We start from the raw sequence: 19063 nt of genomic DNA, 5'->3' as shown, positions 1-19063 counted from the left end.
GTAGGACTTTTTCAAACAAAGAAAAGCTTAGAATTGCTTAGCGAAATGAATCGATGCCCAAGAAATCCTTCATGGGGCTAATCAATATATAACTTTTTTCAACAGCCTGACCTTTTACTCATTCATATTCTCAACTAAATTTTTTATTACCTCAACTGCTTCTCTTTCGTCCTCGCCATCTGCCTTAATTACTATTTCATCTCCCTGCTTTACTGCAAGGCTAAGAAGCCCTAAGAGACTCTTTATATTAACTTCCTTATCACCTTTTTTGAAGAATATATTGCTCTTAAACTTTTTAGATTCTGTTACAACTATTGTTGCTGGTCTTGCGTGAAGACCTGTTTTGTTTTGTACTATTGCCTTTGCCTCAACCATTTTGAACCCTCCATTTATTTAATATTAAGTTGGCTTGCCGCCTCTTTATCTAAAATTAAAGTTACATCAGGATGAAGCTGCAGTATTGATGCAGGTACATCTGGTGTTATAGGACCATTTACCATCTTTTCAATTATCTCCGCCTTTTGTTTTCCTGATGCTAAAAGAACAATCTTTCTTGCATGCATTATTGTCTTTATTCCCATACTTATTGCTTTTGTTGGTACCTCTTCTATTGAATTAAAAAATCTTGAATTTGCCTTTATTGTATCCTCATCAAGCCTTACAAGATGTGTTTTTGCCTCAAACTTAACATCCGGTTCATTAAATCCAATGTGTCCATTTTTCCCTATTCCTAAAATCTGAAGGTCAATTCCTCCAGCCTTTTCTATTTTTTCTTCATATTCTATACATTCTTTTTCTATATCCTCTGCCCTTCCATCTGGAATGTTGATATTATTTTTATCTATATCTACATACTTAAATAGGTGTTCCATCATATAAAAATAGTAGCTCTGAGGATTTTCTCTATCAAGTCCATAATACTCATCTAAATTAAATGTAACTACATCTTTAAAGCTAAACTTTCCTTCACGATACATTTTTACAATTTCCTTATACATACCAATAGGAGTTCCTCCTGTTGCAAACCCTATTACACTTCTTGGCTTTAATATTAGTTGGCTTGCAACAATGTCTGCTGCCTTTTTACTTAATTCATCATAGTTTTCTGTAACAATTATTCTCATAAAAACCCCTCCTATGCTATGCTGTAAATACAATTTTTCCCTCTACTATTGTCAGCATAACATCTATATCTTCATTGAAAATTATAATATCTGCATTCTTTCCTTTTTGTATACTACCAATCCTACTATCTTCTTTAATTACCTTTGCTGGATTTAAAGATGCCATCCTAACAGCATCAACTATATTTATTCCCAATTTATTTACAACATTATACACAGCCCTGTTTAAGGTTAGAATGCTTCCTGCCAATGTGCCATCCTCAAGCCTTGCAGAAGTTTTATCTACAAAAACCTTCTGACCTCCTAAATCATATATGCCTTCTTCCATACATCCTGCCCTCATTGAATCTGTTATTAAAACCACTTTGTCAATTCCTTTTATTTTAATTAATAACCTTAAAGCTTCAGGATGAACGTGGATAAGGTCCGCAATAACTTCACAGGTTATATCTGTATTAAATACAGCTCCAACAGCACCCGGTTCTCTATGATTAAAGGGACTCATTGCATTAAAGGTATGCGTTGAGTGGCTTATTCCCTTTTTTATTGCATTAACTGCAACTTCATAGTTTGCACTTGTGTGTCCCATAGAAAGAACTATATCTTTAATTTTTGATGTACTATCTATAAATTTAAATTCCTCATCTACTTCTGGTGCAACTGTTATTATCTTTATTACATCTATATAATCCATAATAAAATCATAGCTTGGAGGAATTATATACTTATCATCCTGTGCCCCTTTATATTTTTTGCTTATAAAGGGGCCTTCTAAATGTGCTCCTAATACCTTTGCTCCCTTTACTTTATCTTTATTACTTTTTATATTTTCAAGTGCCATATATATGCTATCCCTTGACATCGTCATAGTCGTCGGTAAAAAAGCTGTAGTTCCACATTTTGCAAGTGTTTTACTTATATTTTGAAGTGCTTCAAAACTTGCATCCATTGTATCACTTCCGCCTAAGCCGTGTATGTGTATGTCAATAAAACCTGGTGATACATAGTTACCCTTTGCATCTATTATTTCACAATCACTTATATCAACTTCCTTCTCATCCACAATATCAACAATCTTTTCATCAAAAATCAAAGCTTTACCCTTAAGTACTTCACCTTCAGTTATTATTTTCCCATTGATTATTGCCTTCATTTTATCAGCCCTTCTTCATATTCTTTTAATGCCTTTATAATATATCCTCTATTTTTTTCTAAAAGCCTTTTTGCCTCTTCCTTTGTAAGCCCTGTTTTTATCATAAGTATGCTAAGTTTTACATTATAATCTGTTTTATCTAAAATAGTTTCTATCACCAAATCGTCTTCACCTGTTGCAATTTTAACTATTCTTTTTGCCCTTTCATATAGTTTTTTATTTGATGCCTGAACATCCACCATTAGATTTTGATAAACTTTACCAAGTTTTATCATTGTTCCGGTTGAAAGCATATTTAAAATCATTTTTTGAGCTGTTCCTGCCTTCATCCTTGTTGATCCCATTATAACTTCTGGTCCAACCTCAACCGATATTGCAACATCCGCATATTCATTCATAATACTCTTTTTATTCATATTTACTGCAATTGTTAGTGCACCTATTTCCTTTGCATATTTCATTGCACCAATAACATAGGGAGTTCTTCCCGATGCTGCAATCCCACAAACAACATCCTTTCCATTTAAATTTTTTTCAATCATATCTTTTCTGCCAAGTTCCTCATCATCCTCTGCACCTTCAACAGCTTTAAACATTGCTGTATTTCCTCCAGCTATAACCCCCTGAACCAAGTCATAATCAACACCAAATGTTGGGGGACACTCTGAAGCATCTAATATACCAAGCCTTCCACTTGTACCAGCACCAACATATATTAATCTTCCACCCTCTAATAGCCTTTCTGCAATCAAATCAATTGCCTTAGCAATACTTTCCTTCTCCTTTTCAATTGCAAATGCCACCTTTTTATCCTCTTCATTAATCATAGTAACCATATCAAGTGTACTTACTCTATCTATATCCTTTGTATTTGGATTTATTGATTCAGTTGTAAGATTTGCTAAGTTTATTTTGTCCATTGAATTCACTCCTAACATTAAAGTTCAAAACCAAATTTCTGCCAAGGTTCTATATAGTCTAATAAGAATAACTCTTCTTCCTTAATTCTTCCTACAACATTTGTCTTTCCTGAATTTTTCATATCCTTTAATGCTATTTGCAACTCACCAGCATAATGTCCATATAGTGACGTATCAATCAATATATCTCCTCTCTTAATATCTGGTGTATTAAATGGCACAAACTCGTGTCCCTTATATTTAACTCTGCTCTGTGTAGATCTAATCATATATTCTGACACATCTCCACGGTTAAAGTGTAATTCTTCTAAAACTATTTTTCTTTCTACCTCAGGTATATCCTTAACAAGCTCTACCTCAAATTTAAGAATATCCCTATCAACTTTACTTAGTTGCCTCATCTCATCTTCAGAAGCAAAGCAGTTTGCAATTATGACATCATCAATTAATCCTGTTGCAAATAAATGCTTTGCTTGAACCTTTATTGGTAAATTTCTATGCATTTCTAATGTACATAGTCCTTCATTAACAGGCCAAGGCCCAAAAGTACTATTGTTTGAAGATACAAAAGCAGCCGTCCTTATACCTAATTCTTTAAATTGTTTACTACACTTTACAAAGTGACTATAGCTTAAACCTGTATATCTATGGGGATAAAAGTTATGACATGCAATTAGATTTTCTAAATTTGGCTTGTAGCTTAAGATATTTTCAATGTACTTAGTTCCATTGCTCATATTAATTTCAATCTTCAATCCGTAAGGATTAAAAGTCATAAGAGATTCTTCTAATCCACTAAATCCCATATCAAGTCTAATACCATATACATTAAGTTCTTTAAAAAAGCTTAAATCCTTATAGCTTATTCCAAGTTCTCCAAAAACCCTTGGACTTACATCTGCTATTACATTCATTCCTAATCTATTTGCTTCATTTATAATTTCCTTAAAATCCTTTACTATTTTCTCTTTATCACCACTAACAGATAAAAGGCAAGTAAAAACCCTATTAAACCCATATTTTGCTGCTAAGTTTAAATACTCTATATTTTCCTGTAAACTGGCCTTTTCAGGATATATTGAAATTCCTAATTGTTTCATATATTATTCCCCCTAAAAAATTTTTTACTTGGTGTAATGTTCCCTAAAACAACTCTTTGTTTTGCTCCTGTTGCCCCTCTTACATTCGAACATATTCCATTTAATGTTTCATTTGCAAGTATAGCAAACGCAATTGCTTCTTTTGCATCTGAAGAAAATCCTAAATCCTCTAATATAAAAACCTTGCAGTTTGGCAATAAATTTTTAATCATACCAATTAAAGTTTTATTATAACTTCCACCACCACTTATGATTACTTCGTCAATATCGTATTTATCAAAAATAAACCTTTTATAGTTTTCATATATTGAATGTGCTGTAAAAGCAGTTACCGTAGCTATAATATCAACATCTCTTTTATTTTTCCATTTAGTTAAAAGTTCATCAACAAATTGGCTACCAAACAATTCTCTCCCTGTAGTTTTAGGAGGTTCTTTTTGTATATATGGTATATCTAAAAGTTCTCTTAACATACTTTCAATTATTATTCCCTGTGAAGCAAAATATCCATCTTTATCATATTTTACTCCCTTGAGTCTCTGTACAACTTCATCAATAATCATATTACCTGGCCCAGTATCAAAAGCAAGAATATCATCAACTGTACAATTTTTAGGTATTACAGTCACATTACCTATTCCACCTATATTCTGTAGTGCTCTATTTCTATCCCCTTTAAATAATATGTAGTCTACATAAGGTACAAGTGGTGCACCTTGTCCTCCTGCTGCCATATCCATAACTCTAAAATTAGAAACAACTGTTGTTCCTGTCTCATAGGATATAACTGCTGGTTCTCCAATCTGAAGTGTTGATTTTATACTTTCTGCTTTGTCTGTTGGTATATGATATACAGTTTGCCCGTGTGAACCTATAAAATCTAATTTTTCTATAGGAAAATTTGCTCTTTTACATACCTCTTTTACTGCATCTGCAAATATATACCCTAATTTAAAATTTAAACTACATATTAATTTAACATTAGACTCCTCTACTCTACAGCAACTTTTTATCTCTTTTTTTATAGAATCTGACATATCTAAATTAACAAATTCAATTAATTCAACTTCTGTATTCTCACCACTTCCTTTTATTTTAACAAGTGCTGCATCTATTCCATCTAATGATGTCCCTGACATAAGTCCTACAGCATATTTAAACATTACTATCACCAGCCAATTTACTATATTCCAAAAGAGCTAAATAAAATGCACCCTTTGTTGATGGAACATCTTCATCTATTAAATCTACTTTCTTTAATTTTCTACTTAAAAACTTTTCAAAATTTTCTCTAACTATATCAACTTTTGTTAAGACACTACCTTTAATTCCAATCTTTACGTTATTAAACATATTTAGTTTCTTTGCAACCATATATGTTATTTCTGATAATTCATTAGCAGCATCAATTAATATCTGTTTAGCGTATAGGTCATAACAACTGCTTTCTACTATAACTGGTACTAATGAAGCAATACTTGCCTTATCAGACTTATAAACAAAGTCTTTGATCTCTTCTACCCTTTTAATATTTAATTTTTTCATTATATTTAATGTTAAAGGGCTCTCTTTACATCCCATATCATATTCGTTGACTGCTTTTTTTAAAGCCTTTAGTGCTATGTGATATCCACTTCCTTCATCACCTAAAATATGTCCCCATCCTCCGGCCCTTACAATTTCATTTTCTCTTTTGCCTATACTTATAGAACCTGTACCTGAAACAGTAATTATTCCATCTTCCCCTTTTAATAAAGACGCGTGTGCTATAACTGCATCATTTACTACTTTTGTCCTTACTTTAAAATAATCTTCTATTTTTTGTTTAATAATAATGCTATAATTTCCCACTTCAACTCCTGCTAAACCTGCACATATAAATATGCATCTAATCTCTCTATTTTTTTCATATACACCCTTTATACAGCCATCAATTGCTTCTATTATATTCTCTAATGCCTTTGTTTCATCAACCAACACATTTCCAAAACCTGTGACATTTTTAAAAATAACATCTCCATTCATACTAAAGGCTACTGCTTCAGTTTTAGTTCCTCCTCCATCTACACCTATGATATAATGCAAACTATCACCAGCCTCTTAGTTTAATATCATTTCTAAAATATTACACAAATCATCATCTGAAAAATTAATACTAAATTTTCTTTCTATAAAACATAGGTTCTCTTTTACATAGTCATAGATTTCAATATACTTATTTTTTATTAATTCTATATTTTCACATTTCACTGTTTCCTCTTTGTTAATTAACTTTTCAATCAAAGAACCTAAATGTATAATAATACCATTTAACTTATCCTCATCAATATGAATCTTAAAAGTCTTAAGTAAATTATCAAACATATTTACAATATAATCTACCAAATCACCTGACTCATCAATTTGCAAATACTCCTTAAAAACTATAGTTAAATTTCTTTTAAACTCTTCATTTGAAGTTGTATAATTAATATACCCTTTGTAATACTGCTCAAATAGTGAATCAAGTGAAATATACTTTATACCTTCAATTTCTATTTTAAACGGACTAACAATCGCTTCAATTTCAGAATTTTTTCTAAGTGCATTTATTGCCTTTAGAAATTCTCTTCTATCTTTTATAGCTAAGTTAACTACATCATATTTAGTCCTATCAAAATTTCGATAGATTAAATCCTTAATTTTTTGTGCAGTTCCTTCCCCTGTTGTACATGCTGAAATTATGATGGGTTTATTTTTTACATTAAATATTTTTTCTGCTTCAACTATTTCTTTTTCTTCGGCCTTAAGTGAACTTACTATATCACTCAAACTTGCATTCATTAAAGCCATTCTTGTCGCTTTAATTGCCATAAGTGTAGTAACCATATCTACACATTCTACATCTATTCCTGTATTATTAGAAATCATTTTATCAAAATATCTCAATGAACCCATATCAACTAAGAGTAATGCACCTTTTCCTTCATTTTTCTCTTTTATTATTTCTTGAATTTTTTTTAGTGCATCCTCTGGCTTCATTGAAAGTGGCATATCAAAAGCTAATGCATGATTAGTATTTAATAAATGATTTACTACCTCAACCATTGACGAGGCTGTGCTACTTCCATGCATTGCTACTAAAACTAATACCTTACCACTATTTTCCTTTATTTCTGCTGCAAAAAACATTGCAATAAAACCTATTTCATCTAATGGAACTCTAACATTAAACTTTTCCTCTAACTTTTCAGCAAGAGTCATTGCAATCTTAAACTCTTGTGGATATTTTTCTCGTATTTCTTCTAATTTTGGATTCTCAATCATTTTATTCAATTTAACTCTGTTTAAAAATGTATCGATATGTATGACTAATCCTAAGAATGTATTTTTTGAAATTTTTCTCTTTAACTTATACTCTGCTAAAGGTATAAATGATTTTATAAATTCAAATAAATCATTATTTATTAATCTTTTAACTTCTTCATCTTCATTTCTTAAATTGATATTTTTTAAATATTTATTTATATATTGTTCGACTTCATTTGAAACAATTTTTTTTATTTCATTTGTTTCTAATCCCTTAGATTTAAAATACACAGTTCTTTTTTCCATAAACTCATAAATATTATGTGATAGAGTATATTTATCATCCTCAATAAAGTCTTTTGATATTCCATTTGTTTTTATTTTTAATTTTCTCATATTTATTTTTCTTGCAACAAGTAAACCTACTTTTACCTTTTCGTTAAAATCATCAAGTGTAACATTTAAAACATCTCCACCAAACATACTTCTTATATAGGCCTTTGCACAAGCAATTTGTATATCACTTTTAAGTTCACCTATATTATTTAAGCAATCATAATTTAATAGTGCAGTAATTGCATCCTGTTCCACTTCTATTTTTCTATTTATCCTTTTTGATTCTTCTTCAAAGAAATTTTTTATTAACTCAAATCTCTCTTCAATTGGTCTTTCTCTTAAAGGAGGAAGTGAAATAATAACTGGTATTCTTCTTACAAATGTTTTAAGAAGAGTTGATTCTATATTTTCTGTTGTAGCCGCAATTATCATTACATTTATAGGTATCTCCTGAGTTGAGCCTAATTTAACATATCTTCCTTCATCTATTAATGTGAAAAGCATCTCCTGCCCATCTGGTGAAAGTCTATGAACTTCATCAAGAAACAAAATACCATCTCTTGCTTTTTCAATTATTCCATCTCTGTCCTCTGTTGCTCCTGTATATGCACCTTTTTTTACACCAAATAAATAGGATATAAGAAGCTGTGGATTATTTGCATAGTCTGCACAGTTAAAAACTGCAAATTTACTACTATCATTTATCATCTTTGACTCTACAGCATATTTAAACATTATCTTTGCAAAATATGATTTTCCAACTCCAGTTTCTCCAACTATTAAAGTATGCAATCCCTTTGGTGGATAAACAATAGCAGCCTTTGCTAACGAAATCTGATTTTTTAAACTTCCATTATTTCCAATAATGGTATCAAACACAGAAAGGCTTTTATCAACTTCTTCTTTTGTTAATTTTTCTTCACTTACAAAGTATCTTACTGGCCTTCCTGATGATTTTTTAATACTTCCTTCATTAACAAGTCTACTAAATTCTCTTACTACATTACTTCTTTGCATATTCATTATTTGAGCTATTTCCTGTGCAGTTACCCCAATTACCTTCCCTGTTTGCTTTTTTTGTTTTCTACATTCTTCCTTAATGACATCGTATACCTCTTTATATTTCACACTAATCCCGCCTTATAAAAATTTATTTATTTTTTTTATTTGCTATCTTTACAAGCCCTTTGTATTCATCCTTTTCTAACATTTGTCTTGTAATCTCAAAAAACATAATACACAATACAGAAGATACAATCAACAAAATGTTCCAGATAACGGGATTAATTTTATTGAATAAAAAGCTTGGGACTATCAATACTAAAAATGCTGAAAAACCTATAATCCATCTATTCAATTTTAATTTTTTCATCAAATAATTAGTAACTTTAACTGAGCCTACAATTAAAACTATGAAAAAAATTATATAAAACAGTTTTGAAGGCATCTATATCTCCTCCATACTACTTTTTCTCTTCTAATTTTTTACACAAGTTTACGATTTGTTCTATTAAATTTTTTTCTGAAATAGCAGTCATTAAATGGTCTTGTGCATGAACCATAAGTAAATTCATCTGTAGATTTTCACCATTTATTTCAGCCTGAATAAGTTTTGTCTGAGTATTGTGAGCAATATCTAATTCCTCTTGAGCCTTTACAAGTAATTCTTCAGCCTCTTTAATATTTCCCTCTTGGGCCTTTTTAACAGCTTCAAAGGCATATGCTCTGGCATTTCCTCCATGTGATATTATTTCAAAGATTTCATTTTCCATAAAAAACCCTCCAATCTGCGATTTTAAAATTGAGTCATTAATTTTAAATTAAATTTTTCTATAAGATTTGTTGTATGAATTGAATATAAAATTTAATTTATTTACCAATCTAACTTTATTGGTAAATATTAGAGTTATGCTAAACATTTCTCTAATATTTTTTATATATGCACCAGGGTCAAACCCTGGTGCTTAAGTTTTACATATTTAAAGTAGATTCAGTAGCTGCAATTTGAGCCTTTTCTTCCTCAATCATTTTCTTTTCATATACCTTAAAGAATGGATAATAAATTACCATTGAAATTAAAATGTTTATTATTACTAAAATAACAGCTGATATACTACCATTTGTTGCAAAATATGCTCCAATTGGTGCTGGAAGTGTCCAAGGTGCATTTATTGCAAATCTTCCAACCATACCTATTGATACAGCAATGTAAGAAATTATACCTATTACAAGTGGTGCAACTATAAATGGTATTGCAAGGATTGGGTTCATTACTAATGGCACACCAAACATCATTGGTTCATTGATATTAAATATTGCTGGTATAATTGAGAATCTACCAACCTTCTTTAGGTATTCAGATTTTGAGAAGCATAGTAAAATTGAAAGTCCTAAAGTCGCTCCTGCACCTCCAATCCATACAAGCCATTGGAAGAATTGCTCTGGTGCAATGTTTGGAAGTGGTTGTCCAGCTGCAAGTGCTGCTGCATTTTCTTCTAATAAAACTAACCAAATTGGTCTAAGTACTGAACCTATAACTGACGCTCCGTGAATACCTGCTGACCACAATAATGTGATAAGGAAAATTGGAACAAGTACACCCCAAATTGAGTTACCAGCCACACCCTTTACTGGTGCAAAAATATCCATTATAAATTTTTGTATATCAAAATTTAACCATACTCTTATAAACCATAGTACAACAATAATAACTGCTGCTGGTATTAATGCTTCAAAGGATCTTGAAACTGACTCTGGAACTTGTTCTGGCATTTTTAATGTAACATTGTATTTCTTTAAAATTCTTAAAACTTCAACTGCAAATATCATAGCAATAATCGCTGCAAACATACCAGCTCCACCTAAATTACCCATAGGTAGTGCCCAGCCTATTGGATTTGCACCTTGTATACCTGCTTCTGCTGCCTTCTTTAAAACACCATCAACATTCACTGGAATAGTCATCATCAAAAATGCTGCTAAGGAAAGAACTCCACCTGATACTCCGTCTAATTTATATGACTTTGCTAAGCTATATCCCATACCATATGCCGCGTATAGAGCCATAAGTCCCATTGTCATTCTAAATGGTATAAGTATTTTTCCCACATTAGGTGCAACAGCATCTGCCCAAGATTTAACTGGTGGAAATGCAATAATCAAGAAAAAGCTACCAACTATAATTAATGATAATGTTGAGATAATACCGTCTCTTATTGCTCTTAAATGTCTTTGTTCTGCCAGTCTTGCCATAGGAGGCATAAACTTTTCTTCAATCCATTTCAAAAACTTTTCCATTCTTTTTTCCCCCTCTTAATTATTTTTTATTTAGAATATTTTTTAATCTGTTCTAATACCTTTGGAGCCCCTATTGGAGTATATCCAGTTGGAACAATTAATTCTATTGGAACATTTGCATTAGCAGCTTGTTCTTTAAATACATCCATTCTATGTTTTACTTGTGGTGCTACTATTGCTAAATCGTATCCCCCTGTCTTTAGCTCATCTTCGAATTCACCTGTTCCAACAGCTTTAATTTCAAGTGGAAAGTTTTGTTTGTCTGCTTCTTGTTTTATTGCCTTTACTACTATGGCACTTGACATTCCCCCTGAACAAACCATCAATACTTTCATCATCTTCCCTCCTATCTAAATTTTTTCATTTATATAAGCAAATAGCATGCCATGTTGTAAATATATTGTATCTACTATACTTTTCAAGGTAGTGTATCAAAATCAAATTATTTGATACACTACCTTAATTAATAGTTGATACTAATTAAATGTTATCTTTCTTCTTTCTAATTAAAAGTAATGATATACCACATAAAATTAATATAAAACTTATTAAAACCAATATATTTGCATCTAATAATTGTCCTGTTTTAGGTAAATTTTCATTCGATTCATTTTGATTATTTTGTTCATTGTTTGTATCACTTTCATCTGTATTTTTATTATCTTTATTCTTTAGTTCTAATAACTTTTCTTCAAGTGCAATCAGTTTATTAAGATTTACAATATTTGAATCATTATTTGCTATATTTACTAAGCTTCTTGCATTTTTTATAGCGTCTTCATCTTCTAAAGTCAAATTCTCAACATCTGGCAATGAAGCTATCGCATCTATTGCAGCTTGTTCTTTTACATATTGGTTTGCCTGTTCTTCTGATACCTTTGAATCAATAAATTTTCTCATTGCTGTTTTTAACTCATCTGTTACACTTTCAATTAGATCTTTATCTGAATTTTCATCATTTAAAATTGCAACAGCCTTATCTATTACAACTCTAAATTTAGCTTTTGAACCCTCTAAATAATTTCCTTGCTTTTTTCCTTCTTCTGCACTATTAAACAAATCTTCAGACATTAAAATTAAAAGCTTTAAAGGATTATTTTCTTGATTGTTAGTTTGATTGTACACATTAACAAGCTCAACGTTAGTATAATAAGTCATTAGTATCTTATCATATGTCCATCCTCTATCTGATAAGCCCTTTGCTCCATATTGACTCATACCAACTCCATGTCCATTTCCTCCACCATAAAAAACAACACTAATTAAATTATTATTTTCATCTTTAATCGTATCGAATGTAAAGAAGGCAGATGGTAATATACTATAATTCTTTAATGAACTTGCATTATAGTCTTGTGATCCACCTGTTGCCCTATATAAAATTACATCACTCCCCTTTGTATCTACTGCTCTTGGTCTTATGAGAAATCTTATATTAAATTCTTTAACTATCTTATACGTTCCAGTAGTACCTACAATAACAAGTTCTGTTATGTTGCCTCCTTCTCCACGTTTAGCGACATACATATTTAGTATTTCACCTATTCCTTCTTCAGGTATTGATTTGCTTATAAAGTTTCCATCTGAATCTTTAGTAAGTATAAATTGTGGATCAGCTTCATACCTTAACTTTATATTAGAATTTATTGTGTTTTGTAGTTCTTGTTTACTTAAGCTTACCTTCCATCTAAACCATGCTGAATCAGAATCATACGCCCTTAATGATATATTTTTATAAAACTCCGAAATTTCCTTTTCATCTTGTGTATTAATAGTTAATAATTTTGTATTATCTTGTGGATCAAATGTATAACTTCTGCCTATCAAATATGGAACTCGAATTCCCGGAAATATATTAGAGACTGGTTCTGACCATACTTCATGTTTTGCTGCACTATAACCTCCTGAAGTTGAATAATACCTTGCATCAACAAGTTGATCTCCATTTTTCATAACCATTCCTTTTGTTTCATTTACTGCTTGAGTAGCTGTTGGATTCTCGGAAGTATTGTTATATACTTGGCTTAACGTACTATCATCTACATGAAATCCTCTATCTGCAAATCTGCTGCTAAAATAATCTCCTAATGCATATGTTCTTGCTGCTACTGCTTGTGCCTTTAATGCTTCTAATCCAAATGATGCTGGCATTTCACTTGGTACAACCTGATATAAATACTTTTCAATTTGTATTTCATTTATTAAATTTAGTTTATCACCATTCTTAGACAGAGTAATTTCTAATGTTCCTCTGTAGGAGGGATTAAATACGGGGCTTCCTCTTCTTAATGTTGTAACTGTTATTTTTTCATCTTCATTAATAGGTTCAGCATATAATCTATTCAAAGTTTTATAAATTAAATTTCCGTTCTTGTATACTGAAATTTTCCCTTCTTCAACTTTGAAACTTATTAAATCATTATTTAATATATCAAAGCTAACATTGCTTTTTTTATCTATTAACTTAAATCCATTTGATGCCTTCATTTCAATATTTAAATAATCAAGTAAATTAATATCTGCTGGATTGTTTACATCACTTCTTATTCCAATTCTTATCTTATCTATTTTTGTTTCTCCATCAATTATTATCAAATCAATTTGATTATCCTTATTTAAATATAAAGTTACATTTTCAGCGCCAACCATAACATCTGATAAACTTTTTTCTATCACTTTATTATCAAGAATTTGATATACAAGTACATCTTGTGCTATATCAAGATATCCCCTGTATTCAAGTTCAATTTTATTATTAATTATATCCTTCAGCATTATCTTTTCTTTTATATACTGCACCTTAGGATAGAATACTACTTCTGGTCTACTTTCATTATGCAACCTATCAAATGCTGTTACAACATATACATATTCTTTATTTTTATCTACTGAATTATCGATATAGGAATATTCCTCTTTATTGTTATCTCTTCTTACTATTCCAATAACATTGGATGGATTTTCTATATTTCCAAGGCTTTTTCCCTCAAATCGATATACTGCATAATATGTTGAATCATTGTTAGAATCATCTTTCCATAATACCTCTATTTTGTTTTCACCTAATAATTTGTATGAAATATTTTGCACTTTATTTGGTGCCTTATCATCAATCCACGGCATAGCAGGTATAAACGCTTTTGTTTTAAAATAGTCATTCTTTATCTTGTCTGTAACACCTAAATTATTTAATCTTAATTGTTTTAAACTAAAGAATGAGCTACCCTTTACCTCGTTATATAATAAATTAAATTTAAGCTGATTTCCAATTTCTTCAGGATTCTTCCAATCGTTATCATTTGAATTTATTTTATAATTCGCATGTCCTATATATAAGTGACAATTTGTACCCTTTACAACATCTGCCCACCAATCTACAAGTTCTCCATATGGTGCAGCCGTAGTTCCAAAAGCCCAGTAAATTTGAGGAGTAATATAATCAATCGAGCCCTCTTTAACCCATTTCCTTGTATCAGCATATATATCATCATAGCTTGCTGATGAAGTAATTGGTGTATGTGAACCTACACCTTCAGCACTACCTTCTGGATGCTTATCATAATGTCCCCAAATACCGAATGGACTAATACCAAACTTAACATAAGGTTTCTTTTCTTTTATTGCTTTTGATACTTCCTTTATTAATGTATTAACATTATTTCTTCTCCAATCTTTTATATCAGTAAAACCTTGTCCATATTTTTGGAAGGTTTCTAAGTCTTCATTAGCATCACCAAAGTAATACGTTACTCCATTTCTTGTTACTTTATATGGGTAAAAATAATCATCAAAATGAATTGCATCTACATCATACTTTTGAACAACTTCAACTATACTATCTTTTATGTAATTTATTACTTCAGGTTCGCCAGGGTTTAATAAAAGTTTACCATCAAACTTTAATACATATTGAGGATGCATTTTAGCCCAGTTATTATCTGCTAAAGTAGCTAAAATTTCATCTATAGTTTTATTAGGTTCATATGTATTTGTAACTCTGTATGGATTAAACCAAGCATGAAACTCCATATTTCTTTCGTGTGTAACTTTTATCATCCATTCTAATGGATCCCAGCCAGGGTCTTTTCCTTGCACACCTGTTATATATTCTGACCATGGATTTAAATCTGATTTATAAAATGCGTCTAACTTTGGTCTTACTTGAACTGTAATTGCATTAAAGTTCAATTCTTCAAATTCATCTAAAATCTTAAGATATTCTTGTTTAAATTCTTCTTCAGTTAAACCTGGTCTACTTGGAAAATCTAAATTTGTAACTGTTGATACCCAAGCTGTTCTAAACTGCCTTTTAAGCTGCTGATAATATTTAGGTATATAAACATCTTGTTGGTGAATTTGAATAGGTGTTTGAGTACCATATTTATATAATGGTACTACTTCGCCTTCGAAAGCCTTTACTTTATACTGTCCTAAATTTAATACGGAAAAAAACATTAAAAATGCCATTAACCTTGAAAGAAGTCTAATTTTCACCTTACTCATTATCTTCCCCCCTCAATAGATTTGACATTTATAAAGCAAATATCATACCAAAATTTATATAATTTAAAAATTATTGTTTTACAAGGAAAATAATATTGTTAATGAGTCTATTGATACATTTATAATTTATCTTTTGATACAATTAGCTCTTAATTTTTAATTTTATAACTAAATAAATAGTGATTTTGTGTATTAATGTATATTTTTATAAATACTTTGATACACAAAATCACTTAAATTCCTATTAATAAATTTTAGATTATTAAAAAAACTAAAAGCCCTATGACTTAAAATCTCATAGGGCTTTCTAATTTTATAATACTCTAACAGTCTTTTAATCTTTATAGTGAATCCTCATATATCCTTCTTATTGTCTCCCTTGTTGCTGGAATTGGTGCCATACTTAAAAGTAAATCTAAACTTGGAGTATTCATTGCAAGGTCTGTTAACTTATCTAAGTCTTCCTCACCAAATCCCAAATCAGTTAACTTTTCAACAAGTCCCATTTGATTTAACCAATTTTCCATTGCTTCTGCTGCATATTCTGCCTCTCCTGGAACGCCCATCAAATCTGGTGCAATTGGAGATAATATGTCTGCTAAAACTTCTGAACAAGCTGGGTAAATATGCTTAATAACAGCAGGTAGAAGCATTCCAAGACCTAATCCGTGGGCAAGTTCTGGCTTTACAGCACTTAATGGATGCTCTAATGCGTGTGTAAAGTGTAATAGTCCATTATCAAAGGATATTCCCGCAATCATTGAAGCATATAGCAAATAGTATCTTACTGTTAAATCTTCTGGATGCATAAGTGCCTGTGGAAGATATTTTGATATGAGTCTAAATGTTTCCTTTGCAAGAAGTACAGAATATGGGTTAGTGGATTTTGTTGTTGCTGCTTCTATAATGTGGTTTATTGCATCAACAGAAACATAAAGTGTTTGGTTTCTTGGAAGCATTGTCATAAGTGCTGGATCATCTATTGAATAAAGTGGATATATACAATCATATGCAATTGCTGGCTTATATTCATTTTCTGGTATGCTAACAACTGCAAATCTATCTGCCTCTGTTCCTGTACCGTGTGTTAAATTAATAGCAATTATAGGCACAGCTTTATTTGGAATAAACTTGTACTCATAAAGCTCTTGACAGTTCTTATCTGGATATTCTAATAATATTGCAACACTCTTTGCTGCATCTATTGGGCTTCCTCCACCAATACCAATTACAGCCTTTGCTCCAAGTTCTCTACCTAATTGTGTTGCCTCATCAACTTGATGAGTTGTTGGATTTGGAGTAACCTTGTTATATAGTGCATATTCTATTCCATATTCCTTAAATGCATCAACAACATACTTCCAAGCTCCTGTCTTTTCATATGCACCTTTTCCTGTAACTACTACAACCTTGTCAATTCCTCTCTCCTTTAGGTCTTTGCAGATGTCAAAAATCTTCTTTATTGCTCCAACCCCAAAGAATACTGTTGTTTTACATCTAATCTCCCTTACTTCATTAATGGGCATTTTTGTTTCCCACAACACGCGTATCCCCCCTATATTGTTAATCTTTTAACTATTTCCATATATTATTATATCAAACAGAATATTACTTTTCAATATTTTTCTGAATATTTTGCTTTTATCTTTTATCCTGTACTATAAACCATTCATCTTTATATAAAAAAGAAGCAGTTTATATACCTGCTTCTTCAATGTTGTTTTTATAAATCCTATTTACCCTCATAGATAGCAATACTGCAACTATGTATAAAATTAGACTCGCATAAAAGGGGAATATAGGATTTAGATTGTACATATATCCCGAAACATAACCTGCTGGAATTGAGATTAGGGCAATAAATGCACTGGCTGCTGAGAATATCTTTGCCCTCTCCCTCTCACCAATAACATTATTCCATATAGTTTCTCTAAATACTATTGTAATTAAATTGCCTGCCGCCATAAATATAATGCTAACAAGTAATAATAAGTATCCTCTCGGTCTAACAAGTATTAGAAGTAATACTCCTATAGAATTAAAAGTTAAACCATAAAACAAACTTTTTTTATCCCCAATCCTTCTTAGCTTATCCATAAACACAAAGTAGACTACTAAGTTTACTACTGCTGAAACACCTGGAACCATTGATGTTAATGATTCCCTTATTCCTATAACATCCTTTAAATAGACTGATTGAAAATACAAAAACGACATTTGAAGTTGTCCTATTAATAAAATAAAGAACAGCCGCTGCAAGAGAATTTAAAAATCCTATCTGCACCTCTGTTACATTTAAATGTTTAATATAAAGTGGCTGATAGAAAAAAAATCATTCCTCAAAAAACAGCCCAAAGAAGCTCCATTATAATACTATAATAGGCATTGCCATCTAAACCTCCAAGTAGCCTTCGTCTTAAACTTTGCACCTCATCCCCCTTCTTGATCTATAAAAAACTAACATTCTCATACCTTACCCTATCTTCCCTTTTGATAACCAGCCTCCCATTCTCAAAGGGCTTTAATAGATCCATTATACTTTTATCAAAACCTTCATATAGGTATAATTCCTCATCCTTTTCATCTATTATAACAGGCATCCTATTATGAATTTCTCTCATATCATCATTGGGTTCAGTCGTTAGTATTGTTACACATCTTTTTATGCTTCCATCCTTGTCTTTAAAGTCTCTATAAATTCCTGCCAGTGAAAAAATATCTTCATCCTTTAAAGTTATTCTATATTTAATCTTTTTATCCTTTTCATTTTTCCACTCAAAAAATCCATTTACAGGTACTATGCACCTTCCTGATAAAAAGGCATTTTTAAAAAGCGGCTTATCTAATATAGTTTCACTTCTTGCGTTTATAACCCTTTTATTATCAAGCAAAAATCCCCACAAAAACACATCTGCCATTTTTTTATTCTCCTTTATTATAACAGGAAGATTGTCTCCTGGAAATCCTTCACCTTTTTTATATTCAAACCTATTATATTCTTGAACCATATACCTCTTTAAAATATCCTGAAAGTTGCTCTCAAGAATAACTCTACCACACATACTATCCCTCCTAAAAGTGCCACCCAGGTGAAATGTGACATTATCCATTTATTGTAACGAAGATTTAGTATACACAAATTATTATAATACCTAAATTTAATTATAATATTATCATCATTAAAAATGAAAAATATATATAATCAACTATTTATTTCAATTTATTTTAATTTAATATCAAAAGACTTTGTTTGCAACTTATAAATAAACTCACAAAGTAAAAGCACAGCATAATTTGCTTTTATTTGAATTTACAATAAAACATTTTTATACTATTTATTCT

The 19063-nt window shown here is 30.7% G+C and carries 16 protein-coding genes; all 16 read right to left on the bottom strand.

The annotated features are described in order from the left end of the window. Window positions 1-114 precede the first annotated feature (114 nt). Window positions 115-375 (bottom strand): HPr family phosphocarrier protein, encoded by a 261-nt coding sequence (locus JG776_RS02185; protein ID WP_291964254.1) that lies wholly within the window; start codon window positions 373-375, stop codon window positions 115-117. A 14-nt stretch (window positions 376-389) separates the two neighbouring features. Continuing rightward, window positions 390-1124, bottom strand: a complete 735-nt coding sequence (nagB, locus tag JG776_RS02180) for a glucosamine-6-phosphate deaminase (RefSeq protein ID WP_291964252.1) — start codon at window positions 1122-1124, stop codon at window positions 390-392. Between the two features lie 16 nt (window positions 1125-1140). Then, window positions 1141-2277 carry an N-acetylglucosamine-6-phosphate deacetylase gene (nagA, locus tag JG776_RS02175; protein ID WP_291964249.1) on the bottom strand — a complete coding sequence of 379 codons (1137 nt, stop codon included), beginning with the start codon at window positions 2275-2277 and terminating at the stop codon, window positions 1141-1143. Continuing rightward, window positions 2274-3197 carry an N-acetylmuramic acid 6-phosphate etherase gene (gene murQ / locus JG776_RS02170; RefSeq protein ID WP_291964248.1) on the bottom strand — a complete coding sequence of 308 codons (924 nt, stop codon included), beginning with the start codon at window positions 3195-3197 and terminating at the stop codon, window positions 2274-2276. The genes nagA and murQ overlap by 4 nt, the downstream gene beginning before the upstream one ends. A 17-nt stretch (window positions 3198-3214) precedes the next feature. After that, window positions 3215-4297 (bottom strand): DUF871 domain-containing protein, encoded by a 1083-nt coding sequence (locus JG776_RS02165; RefSeq protein ID WP_291964246.1) that lies wholly within the window; start codon window positions 4295-4297, stop codon window positions 3215-3217. Beyond that, window positions 4294-5460 carry an anhydro-N-acetylmuramic acid kinase AnmK gene (gene anmK / locus JG776_RS02160; protein WP_291964244.1) on the bottom strand — a complete coding sequence of 389 codons (1167 nt, stop codon included), beginning with the start codon at window positions 5458-5460 and terminating at the stop codon, window positions 4294-4296. Before anmK ends, JG776_RS02165 begins: the two co-directional genes overlap by 4 nt. After that, the gene (locus JG776_RS02155) at window positions 5453-6382 is read right to left on the bottom strand and encodes an N-acetylglucosamine kinase (protein WP_291964243.1); all 930 of its coding nucleotides are present in this window, start codon (window positions 6380-6382) and stop codon (window positions 5453-5455) included. The genes anmK and JG776_RS02155 overlap by 8 nt, the downstream gene beginning before the upstream one ends. Before the next feature lie 15 nt (window positions 6383-6397). Continuing rightward, a complete protein-coding gene (locus JG776_RS02150) occupies window positions 6398-9049 on the bottom strand; it encodes a sigma 54-interacting transcriptional regulator (protein WP_291964241.1) in 2652 nt (883 codons plus the stop codon). Between the two features lie 22 nt (window positions 9050-9071). Continuing rightward, window positions 9072-9368 carry a hypothetical protein gene (locus JG776_RS02145; protein ID WP_291964239.1) on the bottom strand — a complete coding sequence of 99 codons (297 nt, stop codon included), beginning with the start codon at window positions 9366-9368 and terminating at the stop codon, window positions 9072-9074. 16 nt (window positions 9369-9384) lie between these two features. Further along, complete coding sequence (locus JG776_RS02140) at window positions 9385-9693, bottom strand: PTS lactose/cellobiose transporter subunit IIA (RefSeq protein ID WP_027308112.1); 309 nt, start codon at window positions 9691-9693, stop codon at window positions 9385-9387. A 199-nt stretch (window positions 9694-9892) separates the two neighbouring features. Continuing rightward, on the bottom strand, window positions 9893-11218 hold the full coding sequence (locus JG776_RS02135; RefSeq protein ID WP_291964235.1) for a PTS transporter subunit EIIC: 1326 nt from the start codon (window positions 11216-11218) through the stop codon (window positions 9893-9895). A gap of 26 nt (window positions 11219-11244) precedes the next feature. Then, window positions 11245-11553 (bottom strand): PTS sugar transporter subunit IIB, encoded by a 309-nt coding sequence (locus tag JG776_RS02130; RefSeq protein WP_073247705.1) that lies wholly within the window; start codon window positions 11551-11553, stop codon window positions 11245-11247. 145 nt (window positions 11554-11698) lie between these two features. Further along, window positions 11699-15721: a family 10 glycosylhydrolase gene (locus JG776_RS02125; RefSeq protein WP_291964231.1), complete on the bottom strand. Its 4023-nt coding sequence runs from the start codon at window positions 15719-15721 to the stop codon at window positions 11699-11701. A gap of 341 nt (window positions 15722-16062) precedes the next feature. After that, a complete protein-coding gene (locus tag JG776_RS02120) occupies window positions 16063-17262 on the bottom strand; it encodes an iron-containing alcohol dehydrogenase (protein ID WP_291964258.1) in 1200 nt (399 codons plus the stop codon). 154 nt (window positions 17263-17416) lie between these two features. Next, the gene (locus tag JG776_RS02115; protein ID WP_291964228.1) at window positions 17417-17980 is read right to left on the bottom strand and encodes an MFS transporter; all 564 of its coding nucleotides are present in this window, start codon (window positions 17978-17980) and stop codon (window positions 17417-17419) included. 188 nt (window positions 17981-18168) lie between these two features. Then, window positions 18169-18783, bottom strand: coding sequence for an SOS response-associated peptidase (locus tag JG776_RS02110; RefSeq protein ID WP_291964226.1), 615 nt, complete (start codon window positions 18781-18783; stop codon window positions 18169-18171). Window positions 18784-19063: the final 280 nt, after the last annotated feature.

Origin of the sequence: Caloramator sp. (assembly GCF_020054765.1) — a bacterium.
Taxonomy (GTDB): Bacteria; Bacillota; Clostridia; order Clostridiales; family Caloramatoraceae; genus Thermobrachium; species Thermobrachium proteoclasticum.
This window is presented reverse-complemented; position numbering and strand designations above follow the sequence as displayed.

Excerpts from the sequence above, each read along its gene's own strand:
- JG776_RS02130 (WP_073247705.1), bottom strand. The coding sequence starts at position 11,553 with ATGAAAGTATTGATGGTTTGTTCAGGGGGAATGTCAAGTGCCATAGTA.
- JG776_RS02125 (WP_291964231.1), bottom strand. The coding sequence starts at position 15,721 with ATGAGTAAGGTGAAAATTAGACTTCTTTCAAGGTTAATGGCATTTTTA.
- JG776_RS02110 (WP_291964226.1), bottom strand. The coding sequence starts at position 18,783 with ATGTGTGGTAGAGTTATTCTTGAGAGCAACTTTCAGGATATTTTAAAG.
- murQ (WP_291964248.1), bottom strand. The coding sequence starts at position 3,197 with ATGGACAAAATAAACTTAGCAAATCTTACAACTGAATCAATAAATCCA.
- anmK (WP_291964244.1), bottom strand. The coding sequence starts at position 5,460 with ATGTTTAAATATGCTGTAGGACTTATGTCAGGGACATCATTAGATGGA.
- JG776_RS02140 (WP_027308112.1), bottom strand. The coding sequence starts at position 9,693 with ATGGAAAATGAAATCTTTGAAATAATATCACATGGAGGAAATGCCAGA.
- JG776_RS02135 (WP_291964235.1), bottom strand. The coding sequence starts at position 11,218 with ATGGAAAAGTTTTTGAAATGGATTGAAGAAAAGTTTATGCCTCCTATG.
- JG776_RS02165 (WP_291964246.1), bottom strand. The coding sequence starts at position 4,297 with ATGAAACAATTAGGAATTTCAATATATCCTGAAAAGGCCAGTTTACAG.
- JG776_RS02185 (WP_291964254.1), bottom strand. The coding sequence starts at position 375 with ATGGTTGAGGCAAAGGCAATAGTACAAAACAAAACAGGTCTTCACGCA.
- JG776_RS02145 (WP_291964239.1), bottom strand. The coding sequence starts at position 9,368 with ATGCCTTCAAAACTGTTTTATATAATTTTTTTCATAGTTTTAATTGTA.
- nagA (WP_291964249.1), bottom strand. The coding sequence starts at position 2,277 with ATGAAGGCAATAATCAATGGGAAAATAATAACTGAAGGTGAAGTACTT.
- nagB (WP_291964252.1), bottom strand. The coding sequence starts at position 1,124 with ATGAGAATAATTGTTACAGAAAACTATGATGAATTAAGTAAAAAGGCA.